The organism is Aureivirga marina, assembly GCF_015767265.1.
GTDB lineage: Bacteria > Bacteroidota > Bacteroidia > Flavobacteriales > Flavobacteriaceae > Aureivirga > Aureivirga marina.
In genome coordinates, this window is sequence record NZ_JADPIB010000002.1 from 267,554 (window position 1) to 289,351 (window position 21,798).

Annotated in this window: 19 protein-coding genes; 10 read left to right on the forward strand and 9 right to left on the reverse strand. The window is 28.2% G+C overall.

Annotated features, from left to right (window positions below; all coding sequences use genetic code 11):
• Positions 1-64 precede the first annotated feature (64 nt).
• Genes I1A51_RS05370 through I1A51_RS05380 form a run of 3 tightly spaced genes read right to left on the reverse strand, consistent with a single transcriptional unit; the run spans position 65 to position 2,462 of the window.
• Entirely contained in the window at positions 65-1,159 is a 1,095-nt protein-coding gene (locus tag I1A51_RS05370) for a mannose-1-phosphate guanylyltransferase (RefSeq protein WP_394369292.1), read from the reverse strand.
• A gap of 19 nt (positions 1,160-1,178) precedes the next feature.
• Positions 1,179-1,778 (reverse strand): SprT-like domain-containing protein, encoded by a 600-nt coding sequence (locus I1A51_RS05375; protein WP_231373966.1) that lies wholly within the window; start codon positions 1,776-1,778, stop codon positions 1,179-1,181.
• Positions 1,779-1,781: 3 nt separating this feature from the next.
• The gene (locus I1A51_RS05380; RefSeq protein ID WP_196891815.1) at positions 1,782-2,462 is read right to left on the reverse strand and encodes an SDR family NAD(P)-dependent oxidoreductase; all 681 of its coding nucleotides are present in this window, start codon (positions 2,460-2,462) and stop codon (positions 1,782-1,784) included.
• Between the two features lie 165 nt (positions 2,463-2,627).
• On the opposite strand from I1A51_RS05380, the gene I1A51_RS05385 reads away from it, so the two are divergent.
• The 5 genes from I1A51_RS05385 to I1A51_RS05405 all read left to right on the forward strand — a co-directional run bounded on the left by I1A51_RS05385 (position 2,628) and on the right by I1A51_RS05405 (position 6,654).
• Entirely contained in the window at positions 2,628-3,362 is a 735-nt protein-coding gene (locus I1A51_RS05385; RefSeq protein ID WP_196891817.1) for a tyrosine-protein phosphatase, read from the forward strand.
• A 121-nt stretch (positions 3,363-3,483) separates the two neighbouring features.
• Positions 3,484-4,578 (forward strand): Nif3-like dinuclear metal center hexameric protein, encoded by a 1,095-nt coding sequence (locus tag I1A51_RS05390; RefSeq protein ID WP_196891825.1) that lies wholly within the window; start codon positions 3,484-3,486, stop codon positions 4,576-4,578.
• A gap of 2 nt (positions 4,579-4,580) precedes the next feature.
• On the forward strand, positions 4,581-5,357 hold the full coding sequence (locus tag I1A51_RS05395) for a zinc ribbon domain-containing protein (RefSeq protein ID WP_196891827.1): 777 nt from the start codon (positions 4,581-4,583) through the stop codon (positions 5,355-5,357).
• 265 nt (positions 5,358-5,622) lie between these two features.
• On the forward strand, positions 5,623-6,138 hold the full coding sequence (locus I1A51_RS05400; RefSeq protein WP_196891829.1) for a hypothetical protein: 516 nt from the start codon (positions 5,623-5,625) through the stop codon (positions 6,136-6,138).
• Between the two features lie 3 nt (positions 6,139-6,141).
• On the forward strand, positions 6,142-6,654 hold the full coding sequence (locus tag I1A51_RS05405; protein ID WP_196891831.1) for a cache domain-containing protein: 513 nt from the start codon (positions 6,142-6,144) through the stop codon (positions 6,652-6,654).
• 71 nt (positions 6,655-6,725) lie between these two features.
• On the opposite strand, the gene I1A51_RS05410 is transcribed toward I1A51_RS05405, so the two are convergent.
• The 3 genes from I1A51_RS05410 to I1A51_RS05420 form a co-directional block, all read right to left on the reverse strand.
• On the reverse strand, positions 6,726-7,466 hold the full coding sequence (locus I1A51_RS05410) for a class I SAM-dependent methyltransferase (protein ID WP_196891833.1): 741 nt from the start codon (positions 7,464-7,466) through the stop codon (positions 6,726-6,728).
• Between the two features lie 208 nt (positions 7,467-7,674).
• Complete coding sequence (locus I1A51_RS05415; RefSeq protein ID WP_196891835.1) at positions 7,675-9,003, reverse strand: ABC1 kinase family protein; 1,329 nt, start codon at positions 9,001-9,003, stop codon at positions 7,675-7,677.
• Positions 9,000-9,659: a TetR family transcriptional regulator C-terminal domain-containing protein gene (locus tag I1A51_RS05420; protein WP_196891837.1), complete on the reverse strand. Its 660-nt coding sequence runs from the start codon at positions 9,657-9,659 to the stop codon at positions 9,000-9,002. Before I1A51_RS05420 ends, I1A51_RS05415 begins: the two co-directional genes overlap by 4 nt.
• A gap of 288 nt (positions 9,660-9,947) precedes the next feature.
• On the opposite strand from I1A51_RS05420, the gene I1A51_RS05425 reads away from it, so the two are divergent.
• Positions 9,948-12,641, forward strand: coding sequence for an AsmA family protein (locus I1A51_RS05425; protein WP_196891839.1), 2,694 nt, complete (start codon positions 9,948-9,950; stop codon positions 12,639-12,641).
• 47 nt (positions 12,642-12,688) lie between these two features.
• Here the strand turns inward: I1A51_RS05425 and recR are convergent, their stop codons facing one another.
• Entirely contained in the window at positions 12,689-13,300 is a 612-nt protein-coding gene (gene recR, locus I1A51_RS05430; protein WP_196891841.1) for a recombination mediator RecR, read from the reverse strand.
• Positions 13,301-13,504: 204 nt separating this feature from the next.
• Between recR and I1A51_RS05435 the strand changes: the two genes are divergently transcribed.
• Both I1A51_RS05435 and I1A51_RS05440 read left to right on the forward strand, forming a co-directional pair.
• Positions 13,505-15,145, forward strand: a complete 1,641-nt coding sequence (locus tag I1A51_RS05435) for a T9SS type A sorting domain-containing protein (protein ID WP_196891843.1) — start codon at positions 13,505-13,507, stop codon at positions 15,143-15,145.
• Positions 15,146-15,263: 118 nt separating this feature from the next.
• Positions 15,264-16,745, forward strand: a complete 1,482-nt coding sequence (locus tag I1A51_RS05440; protein WP_196891845.1) for a sodium:solute symporter — start codon at positions 15,264-15,266, stop codon at positions 16,743-16,745.
• A gap of 80 nt (positions 16,746-16,825) precedes the next feature.
• Here I1A51_RS05440 and I1A51_RS05445 read toward each other — a convergent pair whose 3' ends face one another.
• Complete coding sequence (locus I1A51_RS05445; RefSeq protein WP_196891847.1) at positions 16,826-17,338, reverse strand: hypothetical protein; 513 nt, start codon at positions 17,336-17,338, stop codon at positions 16,826-16,828.
• A gap of 98 nt (positions 17,339-17,436) precedes the next feature.
• Between I1A51_RS05445 and I1A51_RS05450 the strand changes: the two genes are divergently transcribed.
• Positions 17,437-19,047 carry a mechanosensitive ion channel family protein gene (locus tag I1A51_RS05450; RefSeq protein ID WP_196891849.1) on the forward strand — a complete coding sequence of 537 codons (1,611 nt, stop codon included), beginning with the start codon at positions 17,437-17,439 and terminating at the stop codon, positions 19,045-19,047.
• A 133-nt stretch (positions 19,048-19,180) separates the two neighbouring features.
• Positions 19,181-20,419, forward strand: a complete 1,239-nt coding sequence (locus I1A51_RS05455) for a DEAD/DEAH box helicase (protein WP_196891851.1) — start codon at positions 19,181-19,183, stop codon at positions 20,417-20,419.
• Between the two features lie 43 nt (positions 20,420-20,462).
• Here the strand turns inward: I1A51_RS05455 and I1A51_RS05460 are convergent, their stop codons facing one another.
• Positions 20,463-21,749, reverse strand: coding sequence for a metal-dependent hydrolase family protein (locus I1A51_RS05460; protein ID WP_196891853.1), 1,287 nt, complete (start codon positions 21,747-21,749; stop codon positions 20,463-20,465).
• Positions 21,750-21,798 lie beyond the last annotated feature (49 nt).

The following is a 21,798-nucleotide window of genomic DNA, read 5'->3' on the forward strand; positions in this document are numbered from 1 at the left end:
AACTAATTTTAAAAGAATTTCCCTCCTTTGATTTCAAGAAGGGAAAAATCATTTTCATATCATTTTACAGAGGAAATTTTTTATTTACCTCTGCACTTATATTTTTAATTTCTTGTTCTTTATCTTTTGGACAAATTAAAATCGTGTCCTTATCTTCCACAACAATAAAATCTTCCAATCCACAAACTACAATTCTTTTTTCACCAGTAGAACGAATCATGTTATTCTTCGATTCGATACAAACTGTTTTATCTCCAACAATTGCATTTTCTTGTGCATCTTTTGGAAGTTTTGTATAAATAGAACCCCAAGTTCCTAAATCATTCCAACCAAAATCAACTGGTAGAACATACACATTTTTTGCTTTTTCCATAATTCCAAAATCAATGGAAATATTTTCAGCTAAAGGATAATTTTCTTTGATAAATTCTGATTCATTTTCCGAATTCCAAACTGCGTCTCCTTTTCCAAAAAGTGTAAACATTTCTGGTAAATATTTCTCAAAAGAATTTAAAATATGCGCTGCACTCCAAATAAAAATTCCAGCATTCCAAAGATATTCTCCACTAGCTAAAAACTCTTTCGCTTTTTCTAAATTTGGTTTTTCTGTAAATTGTTTTACTTTCTTAATTTCAGATGCTTCTTCTGTAAACTGAATATATCCATAACCTGTATTTGGGAAAGAAGGCTGAATTCCCAAAGTCATTAAAATATTCTGTTTTTCTGTTGCTTTAAAAGAAGTTTCAATTGATTTTATAAACGTATCTTCGTCTTCAATCCAATGATCAGAAGGTGCAACCAACATAACTGCATCTTTATTTTGTGCATAAACTTTTTTTGCAGCATACAAAATACATGGTGCTGTATTTCGCATTGTTGGTTCTAAAATTAATTGTGTTTCGTTTATTTTTGGTAGTTGCTCTAAAACCAACTCTTTGTATTCTTCATTCGTGGAAATCAGTATATTTTCAGCAGGAATTAACTTTTCTAATCTCGAAAAAGTTTTCTGAATCAACGTCTCTCCAGTTCCTAGCATATCATGAAATTGTTTTGGAAATTTTTTGGTACTTACCGGCCAAAATCTCGAACCAATTCCACCTGCCATGATAATAGCGTAATAGTTACTATTCATATTGTCATTATTTATCTTCAATTTCATAAAACAACATCCTATAATGTTACTTTACAAACTCTACTTCTACTAAGGGATTAAATAAAAATCGTTTTTTTGTTTGAATTTCTATACATACTAGTCGCTTTCTTTTCTTGTTTTCTACAATAAAATTACGATTTTGATATTGAAATTCACTTCCAAACGAAAGTTCAAAGATAAAATTCTTTTGGGAGTTTTTTGTTTTATTCTTTAAAGCTAAAGATAAATTAATATCAGAGTCTGTACTTGCTTTTGGATTTTTCAAATAATTTGCGAGCGGAGAAAGTATAGAATCTGGATAAATTTCTGGTTTTAAAAATGGAAGCATTAAGTGTTGAAATGTTTGTTTCCATTCTTTTCCATGAGGTTTTACATTTTTATAATTTAAATAAACAACATAGTGAGCAATCTCATGAATTAAGGTTAATAAAAATTGATGTGGATTTAAAGTTTTATTAATCGTAATCTGTACTTTTCCATCAGAAAATCTTCGAAAATCACCATGTTTTGTCCTTCTTTGTGCTACAACAACAATAGAAATAGGATACTTTTTCAAAAGATTTTCTACTTCGGAAAAAGCATCCAGTGGAATATATTCTTTAATTATTTCAATCTGCGTTTTCAAAAATTATGGTGTTGAAGCTGAAACTTGTAAAACTTTTCCATTGTAAAATTTCCCACTATTTTCAGCGAAATTTTTAATATAAGTTGCCATTTCAATAGCATTCACAGGCGCCTGATATCCTGGAAAAGCTTCTTCTAACATCTCTGTTTGTACAGCTCCTAAAGCTAAAACATTAAATGAAATTCCAGATTCTTTATATTCTTCTGCTAATAATTCTGTCAATGTGATTACCGCTCCTTTTGCTGAACTATAAGCTGCTAATCCAGGGAATTTCATACTTCCTTGAATACCTCCCATACTACTAATATTTACCACATGACTTCCTTTATTCATAAATGGTAAAACTAATTGTGTCATTTTAGCAACACCAAAAACATTTACTTGATAAACTTTTAAAAAATCTTCTTGTGAAATTTCTAAAAATGGTTTGTTTACCAGACTTCCTGCATTATTGATTAAAATATCTACATGTTTCCAAGAATTTTGGATAAAATCTTGTACTTTATGAATATCTTCTTCACTTGTTAAATCAACAGAAATCGTTTTTATATTTTGAATACCTAAATTTTCTATCGGAGTAATATTTCTTGACAATGCCAAAACATTGTTTCCTTCCTTTGCAAATAACTGAATTAGCTCAAAACCAATACCTCTACTCGCTCCAGTTACTATTATATTTTTCATATTTAACTTCTAAAAATTGAGAATGCAATCTAACTTTTTTTCAAAAATCTATCTATTTTTTATCCTAAAATTTTCATTTTCTAAATTTCAATTTAAATTAATACAATTTTTTCAGAAAAAATGCATTTTATTATTTAGTTTCGCCTTGAATTAAATATCGAATATATGTGGTTTTTAAATAAAGAAATTGAGCCAAAAGATTTTTTTCCAAGCGAGTATGTTGATATTCATTCGCATTTACTTCCTGGGATTGATGATGGAGCGAAAGACATGGAAGATTCTATAGTTTTAATTGAAAAACTAGCTTCTTATGGAATTAAGAACATCATCACTACTCCTCACATACTTGGAGACATTTGGCAAAATACCCCTGACATTATTTTAAGAAAATTAAAAGAAGTTCAACAAGAATTAGAAAATAGAAATATAGATATACAGCTTCGAGCTGCTGCTGAATATATGTTGGACGATAAATTTTTAGAATTTTTAAAGAAAAAGGAAATTCTAACGCTAAAAGACAATTATATTCTTGTAGAATTATCTTATATGAATCCACCAATTAATTTAATGGATATTATCTTTGAAATTAAAATGGCTGGATATATTCCTGTTTTAGCACATCCTGAAAGATATGCTTATTATCATGATAATTTTGGAATGTATATTAAATTGAAGCAATTAGGTTGTAAATTTCAATTAAATTTACTTTCTCTTACACCTCAATATGGTTCTAATGTTACTTTTACAGCCAGAAAATTATTAAAACAAGGAATGTATAATTTTGCTGGAACAGACACACATCATAAAGGACATTTAGAATTATTGAAAAAAGTTGCTTCCAAGAAAAATATGAAGCAATTAATTCCTCTTTTGAAAAACAATAAATTCTTTACGGAATAGAAAGCATCCGTTGAATTTAAATAGCTCTTTCTTTTCTCAAAAAAATATCTTTAAATTCAGCACAATTCCTTTCTATTTCTTTTGTATTTTTAAATTACTTTTGATTTTCAAATTACGTTTTATGACTATAAGAGAAATTACAAATATTATTGAAGAAATTGCTCCTCTTCCATATGCTGAAAGTTTTGACAATGTAGGTTTATTAGTAGGTTCTTATGAAACAGAAGTTTCAGGAGTTTTGGTTACATTGGACACTTTAGAAGATGTTGTAGATGAAGCAATTGAAAAAAATTGCAACTTAATCGTTAGTTTTCATCCAATTATTTTTTCAGGGTTAAAAAAATTAAATGGAAAAAATTATGTAGAAAGAGTTGTTATTAAAGCAATTCAACACAATATTGCAATTTATTCGATGCACACAGCTTTAGATAATTCTTTTGTTGGTGTAAGCGCAAAAATGTGTGAAGTTATCGGAATTCAAAATCCAGAAATTTTAATTCCTCAAAAAAATACAATCAAAAAGTTAACTACATATGCTCCAATAGAAAATGCAGAAAAAGTGCGTAATGCAATGTTTACTGCCGGAGCTGGAGCAATCGGAAATTATGATTGTTGTAGTTTTAATATGGATGGTGAAGGGACTTTTAAAGGAAATGAAAATGCAAATCCTCAAATAGGCGAAAGGGGAAAACAGCACACTGAAAAAGAAACTTTAATCTCTGTAACTTTTGAAAAGCATTTGGAAGGGACTATAATTAAAGCTTTAAAAGAAAGTCATGTTTACGAAGAAGTTGCATATGAAATTGCTTCTTTGGATAATTTACACCAACATATAGGAATGGGAATGGTTGGTGAATTAGAATCGGAAATGGACGAAATGGATTTCTTGATTTATTTAAAACAAAAAATGCATACTGCTTGCATTCGTCATACAAAACTTAGAGGAAAGAAAATCAAACGTGTAGCAGTTCTTGGAGGTGCAGGAAGTTTTGCTGTGGACGCTGCAAAAAGAGCAAAAGCAGATGCTTATGTTTCGGCAGATTTCAAATATCATGAGTTTTTTAAGGCTGAAAATGATATATTAATCGCAGATTTAGGGCATTTTGAGAGCGAACAATTCACAAAAAACCTTTTAGTTGAATATCTTACAAAAAAAATTCCTAATTTTGCAGTTATCTTATCAGATATAAATACAAATCCAATTTATTATATATAAACATGGCTAAAACGAAAGAAGTAACGGTTGAGGAAAAATTAAGAGCGCTATATGATTTACAGTTAATTGATTCAAGAATTGATGAGATTAGAAGTATGCGTGGAGAACTTCCTTTAGAAATTGAAGATTTAGAAGACGAAATCGCTGGTTTAGATACTAGAATTTCTAGATTCAAAGATGATATTTCTAATTTTGAGACGGAAATTAGCAATAAAAATATTGCTATCGAGGAATCTAAAGCTCTTGTAAAAAAATACAAAGATCAACAAAAAAATGTTCGTAATAACCGCGAATATGATTCTTTAACTAAAGAAGCTGAGTTTCAAGAATTGGAAATTGAATTAGCTCAAAAAAGAATCAAAGAGTTCAAAGCTAAAATCGAACAAAAGAAAGAAGTTATCAAAAAAACAGAAAATGATCTTTCTAAATTAACAGACCATTTAAACCACAAAAAAGCGGAATTAGATGGAATTATGGCAGAAACTCACAAAGAAGAAGAAATTCTTGGACAAAAATCGGAAGAGTACAGCCAATTAATTGATGAGAAACTATTAAATGCTTATAATAGAATCCGTAATAAAATGAAGAATGGATTAGCTGTAGTTTCTATTGAAAGAGGGGCTTCTAAAGGTTCTTTCTTTAAGATTCCACCACAACGTCAAGCAGAAATTGCTGCTAGAAAATCAATCATCGTTGATGAACACAGTGGTAGAATTTTAGTTGATGCTCATTTAGCAGCTGAAGAAATGGAAAAGATTTCAAGTCTTTTCACAGTGTAATTGAAATTATTTCCAAACAATATTTGAAAGCTTCCTAAATTTAGGAAGCTTTTTTATTTATCTAATTTTCAACACTTTTAACAAATTTTTATCTAGTAGAATCTTTCTTCTTCTTTTTCAAAAAAAGAAATTTCATTAACTTCATTATGATTAATGAAGATGAATGGTGTTGCTAAAAGATAAAATCTATTTTTAATCTTAATTTTTTAATAGTATAAAACCTTCCTTTCATAGATCATCCATTTTATTTTTAAAAAATGATATTATGAAAAAACTTTTATCCCTTATTTTTATTCTCTTTTTATTTTCTTGTATTGACGATGATGATCCTGCTTTTGCAGCTGTTGATTTTTGTCCTAATTATCAAATTTGTTTGACAAATACTCAAATTCAAACATTAGAAGCTGATTTTGAAAAAACAAAATCGCATTTTGAAAGTTTTTCTACACAAGAATTAATTGCATATTTTAATGAAAGTCAAACACAACATCCACACACTTTACTATTAACTCCTGAAGGAAAAATTCTTGTAGATAATCAAACTCCAGAAAATGTAAATCAAAATCTATATGATGAAATTGACAAAATTACTGGAAGTTTTTACATTCAAGATATCATCAATAGTGCAAAAAATGTAAATGAAAAATATTGGATTTCTCATTTTATCAAAAATCCTGAGACAAACAGATATCAACAAGTTTATGGAATTGTAGGATTAATTGAAAAAGATGGAGAATTTATCCTTTTTGGTGCAAAAGATTTTATTAAAACTAAACAATAAAAGATGAAAAAAATTATACTATTATTTTCCGTAATTCTTCTTTTTGCTTGTGATAAAGAAGACGATGATTTCCACTTTTTCTCTATTTGTCCAAACTATCAAAATTGTTTAGACAAAGAAACTGTAACTTTTATTGAAAATTATTTAGATGAATCAATTGTTTATGCAGAAACTCATACAAAAGCAGAAGCAATTGCATATTTTAATAACAATAATTTCAATGAAGAATATTACATTTTCGCTGACGAATTAGATGGAACAACTATCGCAAATGCTGTTCGTCCACAAGATGTTGGAAAGAATTTTTATAATTATGTTGACACAGAAACAGGAAGAAACCCTGTACAAGATATAATTCAAACAGCAACTTTTAGTTATCCAAATAGTGGATGGATTACTTATTTTTATTTTGAACCACTGACAAATAAAATAGAACAAAAATTTGCTTTAGTTCATTTAATTAAAGACGATGATGGCGATTATGTGATTGGAACTGGAGCTTATGTAAAAAAATAAAAAAAGAGATTTTCAATTTTTATCTTGAAAATCTCTTTTAATCTTTCAGTTTATTACTATCTAACATTGTCTCAATTCTTTTCAGCACTAATTCCTATAAAAGGAGCATCTTTGAAAAAATCATCCCAATATGCGTTCTTTTTTTCTTTCGGATCTAATTTTGCTTCTACCCATTTAAAATTTGAAAAACCAACTTCTTTAAAAACTTCTTCATAAGTTTCTGGACTTAAATAATAATTATTAAATGTAAATCCTTCTTCTCCATGATTAAACATTGTGTATTTAATATAAGCTCCTTCTTCTCGATTTTCAGTTGTTTCTTTTATAAAACCATATTTTCTATATGAAGTATAATTTTCTGGTGAATTTTTAGGATTGTCATTAAATCCAATAAACTTTCCTCCTTCATTTAAAAAATCAAAAATCACTTGACACATTCTCTTTAAATCTTCTCTTTTTTGCGCATAATTTAGAAGATAAAAACCTGTAACAATATCAAATTTTTTCGTTGGTTTTAAATCGAAAACATCACTTACTTTATACGTACATCCAATCGGGTTTTCTTTCTCTGATTTTTCTGCAAGTTCAATCATTTCATGTGAAATATCCACTCCTAGAACATTTTTGGCACCTTCATTTTTCATCATTCTAGAATAGATTCCTTCACCACAAGCTAAGTCGATTATTTCTTTTCCTGTTAGATCTTCTAACATTAAATTTATGGAATATTTTTCCACTACTTTTCTAAAGGACAACTCTTTAGACTCTTTGTATTCTTGAGCAATTTCATCGTAACGTTTATCGCCTTTCATATTTAATAAGTTTAGATAGTAATAGTCGTAAAGTTAGAAAGTGTTTTTCCCAAGTTTTTGTTAAAGAGATTATAAGAAGACGTTAAAATTAAAAGAAAAAAGCTGTAAAATTAATTACAGCTTTTCATTCTATTTTAAATAATTTTCAAGAATATTAATTTCGTAAAATTCATGAAAATAAATTTCGATTTTGTTTAATTATTCACATTTATTTGTCTATATATCCTTTATCATAATACGTATGTATTTTAACATTTCTTGCTTTAATATCATGCATTAAATTATACAAGCCAAAAAATGTTCGATTGATATAAATAAAATGTGTAGAACCACGATTTCCATTCATATTTCTGATTTTGGTGTCTTTTGAGTAACGCTCACCTAATTCAGCAATTTTACCAAAAAATTCTTCATTTGAAAAATCAAAAGATTCTTCATGGAATGGTTGCGTAAACAAACTCAACATTTCATGAAACAATTCCATAAAGAAATGAATTTCTTCTTCTGTGTCTTCTGGTTTTAAAATTTCTAATTCGATTAATTTACTCTTGAAAAATTCTTTGTTTTCTAGGTTTTTCTTTTCTGCCAATTCAAAATAAGGAATATAAAAAGAATCCGGAATGTGTTTTACACAACCAAAATCCAAAACAATCAATTCACTATTTTTTGAAACTAAAAAATTTCCAGGATGCGGATCTGCATGTACTTTTTTAATTTGATGAATCTGGAACATGTAAAAATCCCAAAGTGCCTGTCCAATTTTTTCTCTTTGTTCTTGTGAAACATTTTCTTTTTGCAAAAATTCTGAAAGATGTTCTCCTTCCATCCAATCCATTGTCAAAATTCGATCTGAAGAAAATTCTTTATAATAATTAGGAAATAATAAATTCGGAATTTCCTTACAAGCATTTGCCAATTCTACACTTTGCTTTAATTCTAATTCATAATCTGTTTCTTCTTTTAATTTATCTTCTACTTCTTTAAAATATTTATCTGAATCTTTTCCTTGGATATTAAACATTTTAATTGCTATTGGTTTTACCAAAGCTAAATCAGAAGAAATACTTTCAGCAACTCCTGGATATTGGATTTTTACAGCTAATTTTTTTCCATTTTTTTCTGCAACATGAACTTGACCGATACTTGCAGCATTTACAGATTCCAAGTTAAATGTATCAAACACTTCATTTGGATTTTTCTTAAAGTATTTTTGGAAAGTTTTTATAACTAAAGGTGCAGAAAGTGGCGGAACTGAAAACTGAGAAAGCGAAAATTTTTCTACATAAGCTTGTGGTAAAAGATTTTTTTCCATGCTTAACATTTGAGCAACTTTTAAAGCAGAACCTTTCAAGTTTTTTAATCCATCATAGATGTCTGCTGCATTAGATTCGTTCAATTTTTCTTTCGCTTCTTCTTCTGAGGAAGTCAATTTATCTCCAAAATATTTTAGGTAATTGACACCAACTTTTGCTCCTGTTCCAATAAGTTTTGTGGCACGTTGGATTTTTGTTGTAGGGATTTTATCAATTGACTTCATCTTTTTGTTTTCATTTTTTCATTAAATATAAATTTCCCAAAATCTAAAATGCTATTCAACACTTTTGTATCCATAATATCAAAACTTGCCTGAATCGATTTTTCAATAAAAATATCCGTTTTTTCAAATCCTTTTGAAGTATCATCTAACCAAAATTTGATTGTCAACATCAACTGAATCCAAGCTGCTTCTTCCATTCCTTTTTCTTGAAACTCTTTTAACTTTTCTTGTTTTAAATCAATTGTTTCAATATTCAAAGTTCGAATATAAGCTTTGAAAGCTTTTCGTAATTCAGAAAGCATTCCAAGTGTTTCCAATTTTCCTTTATAATCTTTCAACATAAAAAGGACATAACTTCTATTTGCTGTTAAAAGTTCAAAAAAAGTATAGTAAAAAGAAATCAATTGTTCCTTTGCAGGAAATTGAAGATATTGTTCATTTTGATTTAATAAAGCTAATGTGTTGTCTAGGAAAGCTTTGAAAATTTCTTTTTCTAAATGTTCAAAAGAGCTGAAGTAATCATAAAATTCTTGTTCTTCAAAATTGCAATGTTTTGCAAAAGCATATATTGTTTTTGGCGCTTTTTCATTTTCCAAAACATATTCCATGAAGTTTGAGATAATTGTGTCTGCGTTAATTTTCTGTGTAGATTCCATACGAAAATATTTTTCTATAAAATTACAACAAAGTCAATGCTTTACCTATTTATTTATTCATTTTTACTAAAGATTTAATACTTATTTTGAATTTTAAATTATCGTTAATAAAAAATAAAAACGGTTTTCATAATCTTAGCAAAAACAAATATTATATTTTATTTCTCTATAATTAATTCCTAAAAGTTTTCACAAATTTTTAAGGGAATCCTAAATTCAATTTCTTTTTTTGTGTTAAATTAGAGCCTCTTAAATTTTTCTATTTATAACAACTAAAAAAACTACAAAGTGAAAAAATTTTTTAAACGATTTTTTATCTTTTTGTTTGTTCTAATAGGTTTACTATTCATTTTACCTATTGTTTTCAAAAGTCAAATAATTGATAAAGTAAAGGAAGAAATCAACAATTATGTAAATGCAAAAGTTGATTTTAAAGATGTCGATATTAGTTTGATTCGTAAATTTCCGAATGCGGCAATTGGAATTGAAGAATTATCAATTGTAAACTATGCTCCATTTGAAGGAGATACTTTGGCTTCTATAAAGTCAATCGATTTAAAAGTAAATCTAACAGATCTTTTTGGAGGAAGTTATGATGTAAAAAGTATTGAAATTGATGGTGTAAATGTTTTAGTAAAAACAAATAAAGAAGGAAAAAGTAATTATGACATTGCTGTTTCTGAATCTTCAACTGAAGAAAATCCAGCTTCTACAGAAACAAAAACAGAAGATTCTGAACCTTCAAGCTTTTCATTTGGTGTAGATAATTATACCATTTCAAATGTAAATGTAACTTACATTGATGAAGTTGGTAAAATGGAAATGTTTATTGATGATTTTGATCATTCAGGAAACTTTAAATATGCTGGAGATAATGCAAAATTAGACACAAAATCTTCTATTAAAGCATTCACTTTCAAAATGGATGATGTTGCTTATGCAAATAAAATCAAATTTGATTTAGATGCTTTATTAAATATTGATTTAGCAAAATTACGTTTCACTTTTGAAGAAAATCTTGCTCATATTAATGATTTAAATTTATCTTTTGATGGATTTTATCAATTAAATGATACAAATCAAGAAATGGATATTCGTTTTGCTTCAAAACAATCTGCTTTTAAAAGTTTACTTTCTTTAGTTCCTGCCGCTTATACTTCAAGTTTTGATGGTGTAAAAGCAAATGGAAAACTTGATTTATCTGGAAATGCAAAAGGAATTTTAGATGATAATACAATTCCTGCATTTGATTTAATTGTGAAAACAGACAATGCTTCTTTCCAATATCCAGATTTACCAAAAGGAATTTCAAATATTTATGTGAATACTGAAATTGGAAATAAAACAGGAAAAATCGACGATACATTTGTAGATGTAAAGAATTTCCAGTTTAAAATTGATCAAGATGCTTTTAAAGCTAATGCATATTTAACACACTTAACTACAAATCCAACAGTAAAAGCAACTTTAGATGGAACTGTAAACCTTGGAAATTTAAGACAAGCTTATCCTGTTGAATTTGATGGGAAATTAGCTGGAATTTTTAATGCGAATATTTCAACAGATTTTGATATGAATTCTATTGAAAAAAGTCAATATCAAAATATTAAAAATGAAGGTTCAGCAAGTTTATCAAATTTCGAATTTGAAAATGCTTCTGTTCCTCATCCTTATTTTATTGAAACAGCAGATTTAAGTTTTAATACAAAAGAAATTGAGTTAAGACAATTTAAAGCAAAAACAGGAAAAAGTGATATAGAACTTCAAGGAAAAGTGGATAATCTTTATGCTTTCTTATTTAATGATAAAAAACTTATTGGAGATTTTGCTTTAAATTCAAATAAACTTTATGTAAGTGATTTCTTAGTTCCTTCAGAAGAAACAGAAACTACTGAAACAACAACAGAAGAAACAAGTTCAGAAGAAGTTGCAGAAAATACGGAAACAACTCCTCCTCCATCTTCAAGTGAAGACATGAAAATTCCTGCATTTTTAGACGCTACTTTTAAAGCTAAAATTGGAGAAGTTCATTATGATAATATTGAATTAAGACAAGTAGATGGAACTTTTGTAATTGATGATCAAAAAGCAGATTTAAAAGGAATTACAGCAAAATTATTCGGTGGAGATATTAAAATCAGTGGTTTAGTAGATACAAAACCAGATGTTCCTTTCTTTAATTTTGATTTAGGAATTAAGAAATTTAATATTCAAAAAACATTTGCTTCTTTAGAAATGTTCCAAAAAATGATGCCAATTGCAAATGCATTAGATGGAGATTATAGTACGGCTTTTGATTTAAAAGGTAAATTAAATAAAGATTTTTCAGCAAATATCAATTCACTTTCTGGAGATTTATTAGCAAATTTATTTATCAATAAAGTAGATACTGACAAATCGCAAGCTTTAAGTTTATTGGATAATAATTTATCATTTTTCGATGCTTCTAAATTAGATTTAAAAAACTTAAAAGCACATGTTGTTTTTAATGATGGAAAAGTAATCCTAAAACCGATGAATTTAAAATGGAAAGATGTTCCAATGCAACTTTCAGGAGAACATGGTTTTGATCAAAATATGGATTATGATTTACGTTTAGATTTACCTGCTAAATATTTAGGAAAAGACATTAATAAACTTTTAGCAACACTTCCAGCAGCAGAACAAAAAAACATTAAAGTTCCTGTAGATGTTGAATTATCTGGTCCTGTAAATAAGCCTCAAATTAAAGTAGATTTAAAGAAAGCTATTACAGAAGTAACAAAGAAAATTGTTCAAGCTCAAACGGAAAAAGTAAAGAATGATGTAAAAGAAAAAGCCGAAGGAGCCGTTGGAGATTTATTAGATGGATTGTTAAATGGTGGTGATAAAAAGAAAGATGACGCAAAAGATGATGGAAAAAAATCAGATGGAGATAAAGTAAAAGATGCTGCAAATGATTTATTAAATGGTCTTTTCGGAAAAAAGAAGAAAAAAGAATAGTTTTTAAAACTATGAATTCATAAAAAAATCGCTTTAGTTTTATAAAACTAAAGCGATTTTTCAAATGGAATACGGTTGACAATACTTCTTCCTAAAGTTATCTCATCTGCGTATTCTAATTCGTCTCCTACAGCGATTCCTCTTGCAATTGTAGAAGTTTTAATATTGTATTTTTCGATTTGTTTAAAAATATAAAAATTGGTTGTATCTCCTTCCATTGTGGAACTCATTGCGAAAATAATTTCTTCAATTTCTTCATTTTTTACTTTATCTACTAAAGCTTCAATATGTAAATTATTTGGGCCAATTCCTTCCATTGGAGAAATTTTCCCTCCTAAAACATGATAAACACCTTTGAATTGAGCGGTATTTTCAATTGCCATAACATCACGAATATCTTCAACAACACAAATTACTTTTTGATTTCTATTTGGATTTGCACAAATTTCACAAACCGTTGTATCTGAAATATTAAAACACTTTTTACAAAGTTTTATATCTGAAACTAATGTATTTAAAGCATTTGTTAAACGATGCGTTTGTTCTTTCGGCTGTTTCATTAAATGTAAAACCAAGCGTAATGCTGTACGTTTCCCAATCCCTGGTAAAGAAGCAACTTCTGCTACTGCTTTTTCTAAAATTTTTGAAGAATAATTCATAGGACAAAAATACGAATTTACGCTTAAATTCTTATTCTTAAATCTATCTCTTAATTTATAAAAAGGAAGTTCAAATTTATAAAAACAGCCTTTTTCCAATTTTCTTTCCCCTTTGAATAAATTAATTTTGAAATAATCCTAATCATCAGAAATTGATGATAAAAAACAACTTTTAAACACTATTAAACAGAAAAATTTAAGAATATGATTAAAAAAATTACGCTATTTTCTTGCTTATTTACTTCTCTATTTAGTTTTGGACAATCTACTGATGCTTCTCCTTATTGTGCAGGAGATTTTTCAGGAGGAGATTTTCTAGATGTTGAAAAATATATTTCAAAAGTCGAATTAAATGGAATGGTAAATGAATCAGGAACAACTCAATTTGCACTTCCACATTATGTGTATTATAATAATATTGATGCAACTTCTTTAGATGTTGGTGGTAATTATGAATTAATTATTACTCATGATAATGGAATTTCAATTCATGGAATTGCTGCTTGGATTGATTACAATCAAAATAATATTTTCGAAGAATCTGAAAAAATTGAGCAAACTTTATATCCTTCTGGGACAAATCCATTAGCATATAACTTTACAGTTCCAGCAGATGCAACTCCTGGAAATACAAGAATGCGAGTAAGAGTATATGAAGATGATGAATATACTTTTTCATTTGCAGATACAGATAATCTTGAAGTTTTACCATGTGATTATAATTTAGGAACTGGTGAAACACAATTTGATTGGGGAGAAACAGAAGATTATGATATTTTAATTGTTGGTGCAACAGATGATACAATTCCTGAAAAAGAATTTTTAGAATGTTTTGACACAGATTACCCTTTCCAATATGACACAATTACTGAAAATACAGCACTTGAATATGAATTAAATTTAGCTAGTGTAACTATTTATAATTCTTTAGAAAATGCACAAATGGATCAAGCAGCCCTTCCGAATAATTCAGAATTTTTAGTTCCAATTGGAGGAGAACAAATTCTTTATTTAAAAGGAGAAAAAACGGATGCTTCAGAAGAAATTATTGTAAAAATAATTTTAAAAGTTAGTCAAATTCCACTTATTCCTTATCCAGGAATTACTGTTTGTATGGATGATGATGGTGATGAATTTACAGATTATCCACTTACTTTAGAATCAGATTATTTATCACAAAATGGCACATTAGATTATACTTTCCATGTAACATTTGCAGATGCAGAAGCGGATAATAATCCTATTACATTTACTTATTACACAGGAACTTTTCAAACAGAATTATATCTTCGTTTTGAAGACATTGCAACAGGATGCTTTTTTGTTTTGGCAATTCCTTTAAAAACTGTAGACTGTGATGAAGATCAAGATGGTGATGGAATTTCAAATGGAGATGAAGATGTAAATGGAAATACAAATTTACAAACAGATGATACTGATGGAGACAATACTCCAGATTATATGGATACAGATGATGATGGTGATGGACTTCTTACTTTAGAAGAAGATTATAATCAAAATGGTGATCCTTCTGATGATGATACAAATGATAATAACATTCCAGATTACTTAGAAGCAGATATTACTTTATCAGTAGAAAACATTGAATTATTTAAAGCATTGAAATTTTATCCAAATCCTACAGAAGGAAGCATTCAGGTTCAATCAGAAATCGCAAAATTCGACGTTATAACAATAACAGACATACAAGGAAAAATCCTAAAACAATTTAGAAATTTTGAATCCAACACTTTTATAAACATTTCTAGTTTTGATAAGGGAGTTTACTTCATCAAATTAGAAGCAAAACAAACATCTATTACTAAAAAAGTTATTCTAAAATAACATCTATTAACATTATCTATAAAAGTCGTATTCCTAATTAGGAATGCGGCTTTTTATTTTAAAAATGAGTGGGTAAAATCTCTATATTTTTTAGTTTCTTTGTGTAAAATAGATTTACATGAAACCAGAATACATTTTATCATTAATAGGAATTTATTTTCTAGTTCTTCTAACAATTGCTTATTTCACAGGGAAAAAAGATTCCAACAATGCTTTCTTTTCAGGAAATAAAAAATCTCCTTGGTATGTAGTTGCTTTCGGAATGATTGGAGCATCTTTATCTGGAGTTACATTCATTTCCGTTCCAGGTTGGGTTAAAGCTTCTGAATTTAGTTATATGCAAATTGTTTTTGGATATTTGCTTGGATATATTGCAATTGCCTATATCTTACTTCCTATTTATTACAAACTTCAAGTAACTTCTATTTATGAATATCTGGAAACTCGTTTTGGGAAAACTAGTCATAAAACTGGAGCAATTTTCTTCTTTATTTCAAGAGTTTTAGGAGCTTCTTTCCGTTTATATTTAGTTGCAAGTGTTTTACAACAATTCGTTTTTGAACAATGGAATGTTCCTTTTGAAGTGACTGTAATTTTATCTATTGCTTTAATATGGGTATATACATTTCGAGGAGGAATTAAAACAATTGTATGGACAGATACTTTACAAACTTTCTTTATGTTAAGTGCTGTAATTGCAACTATTTTTATCATTTCCAATCATATGAATTGGTCTTTAGTCGATTTATTTCACTCTGAAGAACTAAAACAATACACAAAAATTTTCTTTACTGAAGATATTAATTCTAAAAATCATGCTATAAAATCTATCTTAGGAGGAATGTTTATCGCCATCGCAATGACAGGTTTAGATCAAGATATGATGCAAAAAAATCTTACTTGTAAAAATATTAAAGAAGCACAATGGAATGTACTTTCATTGGGAGCAGTTCTAATTCCTGTAAATTTTATTTTTCTTTTCTTAGGAGCTATGCTTTATACTTATGCAAATCAAATGGGAATTGAAATTCCAATTGTGGATGGTTCTCCAAAAACAGATTTATTATTCCCTGAAATTGCCTTAAATGGTGGTTTAGGACTTTTTGTCGGTGTCGTTTTTATTCTTGGTTTAATTGCTGCTGCTTATTCAAGTGCAGATAGTGCTTTAACTTCTCTTACGACTTCTTTTTGCTTTGATTTTTTAAACTTTGATAAAGTAAAATCAGAAAACCAAAAATCTATTCGTAAAAAAGTACATATCGGTGTTTCTGTTTTATTAATTCTTGTTATTACTATTTTTAAGTATATATTAGAAGATAATGTTATTAGTAATGTTTTAAAAGTTGCTTCTTATACTTATGGACCATTATTAGGAATGTTTGCTTTTGGAATTATTTCTAAGAAACAAATTAAAGATAAATTCGTTTGGGTTGTCGCAATTTTTAGTGTCATCATCACAATGCTTTTAAACAATCATTCTACAACAATTTTAAATGGTTATGTTTTTGGCTTTGAACTTTTAGGAATTAATGGTTTATTAACTTTTATTGGACTTTGGATTATAAGTGATAAAAAAGATATTTTAAAACAAAATATCTAATCTATATAAATTATATAAAACAAAAAACCACAGATATTCTGTGGTTTTTTTTGTAAACTGACTCTAAATTCCAAAACAAATTAACCCTCGTTTGATTTTTCAACTGGAGTCGCAGGTCTCAATTTTTCCGCCTTCATATGATGACGTACTTTCTCCATTTTTTTATGTTTCTTTATTTTTTTAGCCTTATGCTTTCTAGCTTTAGCATATTTATGACTCATTTTTCTCCACTTTTCAAATTGCTCTTTTGATAAAATATCTTTCATTTCATTTTGTACAGCAATTTGTCTATCAAGTTTTGCATTGATTAAATTAAATTTTTCGTCATCCGTAAGTTTTTTTCCTTCGGCTTTATTTTCTTTCCATTGAGCTTTCATAGTAGCTCTCTCTTTCGCAATCTCAGTATTAATTCTTAAAATTTTGTCTTGCTGACTTTTATTTAAATCTAAAGCAAGTGTCATTTTTTTAGTTTTAATAATTGCTTGTTGTTCTGGAGTAAAATCAGCTTTATGGCTTCTTTTTTGTTGTTTTTTCTCCTGTGCACTTACTGTTACTGTAACAAGTAGTACGATTATTGCGATTATTCTTTTCATTTTGTTCTTTTTTAAAGTTTTCTAGTTCTATGACATAGCAAAACAAAAAAGGTTTAAATTTGAAATGATTTTAATATAATTTTAAGAAATGCTTTTTGATGAAGAAATTAGTCTATTTACTGTTTTTTTTATGTTCAACTTTACTCTTTTCACAAGAAAAGAAAACAGATTTAAGTAGTCCTAGAGCTACTATTTACAATCACTTACATTATTTACAGCAAGAAAATTACCACCCAAAACAAGCTGCAAAATCTCTATATTTAAAAGACACAAGTCAGGCAGAAGAAAAAGCTGTAAAACTTCAAAAAATAATTGAAGGAAGAGGATTAAAAGTTGATATTCAAAAAATTCCAAATGACGGAAATCATAAAGATACTATTGGTTATAATATTATAAATTCTTATAAACTTTTTCCAACAAGAATGCCAGAAATTTTTGTTGAAAAAAGAGGAAAAAACTGGTATTATTCAGAAGAAACAGTGAATAGTATTGATAAACTTTATAATGATGTTTATCCATGGTATATCGCTTCTGTACAGAAAATTATTCCTGCTAAATTTGGTAATAAAAAGTTTCTTGGACTTGAGATTTGGCAACATACAATTGGTGCAATTCTAACAATCTTCATCTTTGTTTTTTACTTCTTATTCAAAAAAGTTGTCTATTTATTATTGCGAAAAGGACAATTAATTCTGTCTAAAAGAATTCGAATTCAAGCAAATGATATTTTAAAACAAATTTCGAGAACTTTTGTATTAATCATGATTGTCATGATTTTGAAAAAAGTAATTCCTTCTTTACAACTAGCATTTTCCATCAATTCTGTTCTATTTTTAGTTTTAAACATCAGCGAAACCATTTTTTGGATTTATATTTTCCTTAAAATTGTCAAGTATGGAATGCGAATTTATGAACAAATAACTCTAGATAGTCCAAGTAAATTAGACGATCAGTTGGTTCCAATTTTAAATAAATTTCTAAAAGGAATCGTCATTTTCGTTGGAGGTTTAAATTTACTTACTGTTTTCGGAATAAGTTTTACAACAGTTCTTGGAGCAGCTTCCATTGGAGGTTTGGCAATTGCTTTTGCATCTCAAGATACAGTGAAAAATTTGATTGGAACTTTCATGATTTTCTTGGATAAGCCTTTTCAAATTGGAGATTGGATTGAAACAGATAGCGTTGTTGGAAGAGTGGAAGAAGTTGGGTTTCGATCATCGCGAATTCGTGCTGTAGACTCGGCTATTTTTCAAATTCCGAATAGCCGTCTTTCTGAAATGATTGTTCGAAATAATAAAAGATTAAAAACTCTTCGTCGTTACCAAACAGAATTGGGTGTTCGATATGATACTCCACCAGAAATGTTAGAGTCTTTTATTGAAGGTGTGAAAGAAATTGCAGAAAAACATGGAAATATTAAACGAGATTTAATCAATGTTGAATTTGCTGGTTTTGGTGATTCAGCACTTTTGATTTTGGTAAATGTCTATTTTTATACAACCGATTGGGGAAAAGAACAATCTGATAAACATAAATTACATTTAGGAATTTTAAAATTAGCTAATAACATGGGAATTGAATTTGCATTTAATTCAACAACATTAATGATAGAACAATTTCCTGAAAAAGAAAGTATTTTACCTGATTATAAAACTTCATCTGAGGTTGAATTATCTAAAAGAGAAACCATTGACAAAGAACTTTTTTAAGCAAAAAATAAAATCCTCTACATTACGTCAGAGGATTTTTTCTATCATTTTTTTAAAAAATATGTCATAATATTTTAATAAATAAATTTTTATTCATTTTATTTAGAGTACTTTTGCAGTTTAGTGAAAGAATATGCAGTTTAAAGACTTACAATTAAATAAACCTATTTTAAGAGCAATTGCTGAGAAAAACTACAGCAATCCAACAGAAGTTCAACAAAAAGTTATTCCTAAAATAATTGAAAGAAAAGATGTGATAGTTACAGCACAAACTGGAACTGGAAAAACAGCATCTTTTGCTTTGCCAATTTTGCGTTTGTTATTTGATAAACAAGATGCACCAAAAAAAGGAAAAAAGATTAAAGCTTTAATTGTTACTCCAACAAGAGAATTAGCAATTCAAGTTTTTGAGAACTTTAAAAAATATGGGAAATATACCAATTTAAAAGCTACAGCTATTTTTGGTGGAGTTTCGTCTGTTCCACAACAAGAAATTCTTGAAAAAGGTGTAGATATTTTGATTGCAACTCCAGGAAGGCTTTTAGATTTACATAAGCAAGATATAATTCGTTTAGATAAAGTTGAACAGTTTGTTTTAGATGAAGCAGATTTAATGTTAGATATGGGATTCATAAATGACATTAAAAAAATTGAAAGACTTTGTCCAGAAGAAAGACAAACACTTTTATTTTCTGCTACAATGCCAGAAACAATAGAAGAACTTGCACGAACAATTATGATAGATCCTGTAAGAATTAGTGTTGATAAAAACTCTTCTACAGCAGATACTGTTTCTCAGAAATTACTTTATGTTCCAAAAAAAGAAAAAATCAGTTTATGTGTTCATTTGTTAAGAAATGAAATTAAGGGAAATGTGATTATTTTCCGAAGAACTAAATTTGGAGCAGATAAATTAGAAAAATCATTAGCTAAAAAAGGATATAATACTGTTTGTATTCATGGAGATAAATCACAATCTGCAAGACAAAAAGCTTTAAAAGATTTCAAAAAAGGAAATTCACAAATTCTTATTGCAACAGATGTTGCTGCGAGAGGAATTGATGTTCCTGCTGTTGATGCTGTGATTAATTTTGATTTACCAAATGTTGCGGAAACTTATGTGCATAGAATCGGAAGAACTGGAAGAGCAGGAAGTTTAGGAAATTCGTTTTCTCTTTGTTGTGAAGATGAAAAAGAATATGTAAATACAATTGAAGAATTAATTGGTACTAAAATTTTTGTAGAATCGAATCATCCTTTTCCATTAGATCCAGAATTAAAACCAGAAGTTCATAAAAAGAAGTCAAAAAGCAAATACAGAAAATCTAGAAAATCTGAAGCTTCAAAAAAGAAAAAAAGACGTTGGTATTAAAATATTAAATAAAAAGGAGAGTAATTACTCTCCTTTTTTGTTTTTATTTACTTTCATTTTTATAAATTTCACCATTCTTCATGACAAATATGACATTTTCTAATGTTTTATTATTCAACATTGGATTTTCATCTACAGCAATTATATCTGCAAAAGCTCCTTTTTCAATTCGTCCAATTTTTGGATTTCCTAAAAGATTTGCATTAATAATTGTTGCACATTTAATTGCCTCCATAATTGTCATTCCTCCATCAATCATTAATTGAAATTCTTTTGCATTTTCTCCATGAGGAAAAACTCCTGCATCTGTTCCAAATGCAATATTTAAATTTCTTCGATGTGCAAGTTCAAAAGTTCTCTTAATCTGAGGACCAACATTTAAAGCCTTAGGTACCACAACATCTGGATAAAAACCATCTTGTTTTGCATATTCTGTAACAGCAACTGCAGCAGTTAAAGTTGGTACAAGATAAGTTCCTTTTGCTTTCATTAAAATCATTGTTGTATCACTCATAAAAGTAGCGTGCTCAATTGTTTTAACTCCTGCCAAAACTGCTCTTTGCATTCCTTCATCTCCATGAGCGTGTGCAGCAACCATCATTTTATAATCATCAGCCGTTTTTACAATTGTTTTTAATTCTTCCAAAGTAAATTGAGGATTTGTTCCACTTTTAGCTAAACTTAAAACACCTCCTGTTGCAGTTACTTTAATTAAATCAGCTCCTTCTTTATATCTTTGTCTTACAGCTTTTCTAGCATCTGTAGGTCCATTTACAACACCTTCTTTTGGACCTGGGTCTCCTTGTAAAGATTTTTTAAATCCATTTGTAGGATCTGCATGACCTCCTGTTGAACCTATAGCTTTTCCAGCAGAATAAATTCTTGGACCTTCTACAGTTCCATTATTAATGGCATTTCTTAAAGAAGTATTTACACCTGTTCCACCTAAATCTCTAACAGTTGTAAAACCAGCCAAAAGTGTTTTCTTTCCATTCTTATATGCTCTAAATGCAATATCAGATTCATTCCATGTAAATCTTTCGATATAACTTTTTTTAGAAGGCGAATTTTCCAAGTGCACATGCATATCAATAAAACCAGGTAATATAGTTTTGGTTCTCAAATCAATTATAGTATCATTTTCAGCAACAGGATCAATAAATCCATCTAGAATATCAGCAATACTATCATTAGCAACTACTATTGTTTTTTCTAATAAAAATTTTTCATTTTCGATATCTAAAATCTGTCCACATTGTAAGTATTTTTTTTGTGAATAAACAAATACTGAAATACTTAAAAAGAATAATAATAGTATATTTTTTCTCATGATTTATTTTTTATCAATTTATATAAAGTTAAAAATAAAACGAATTATT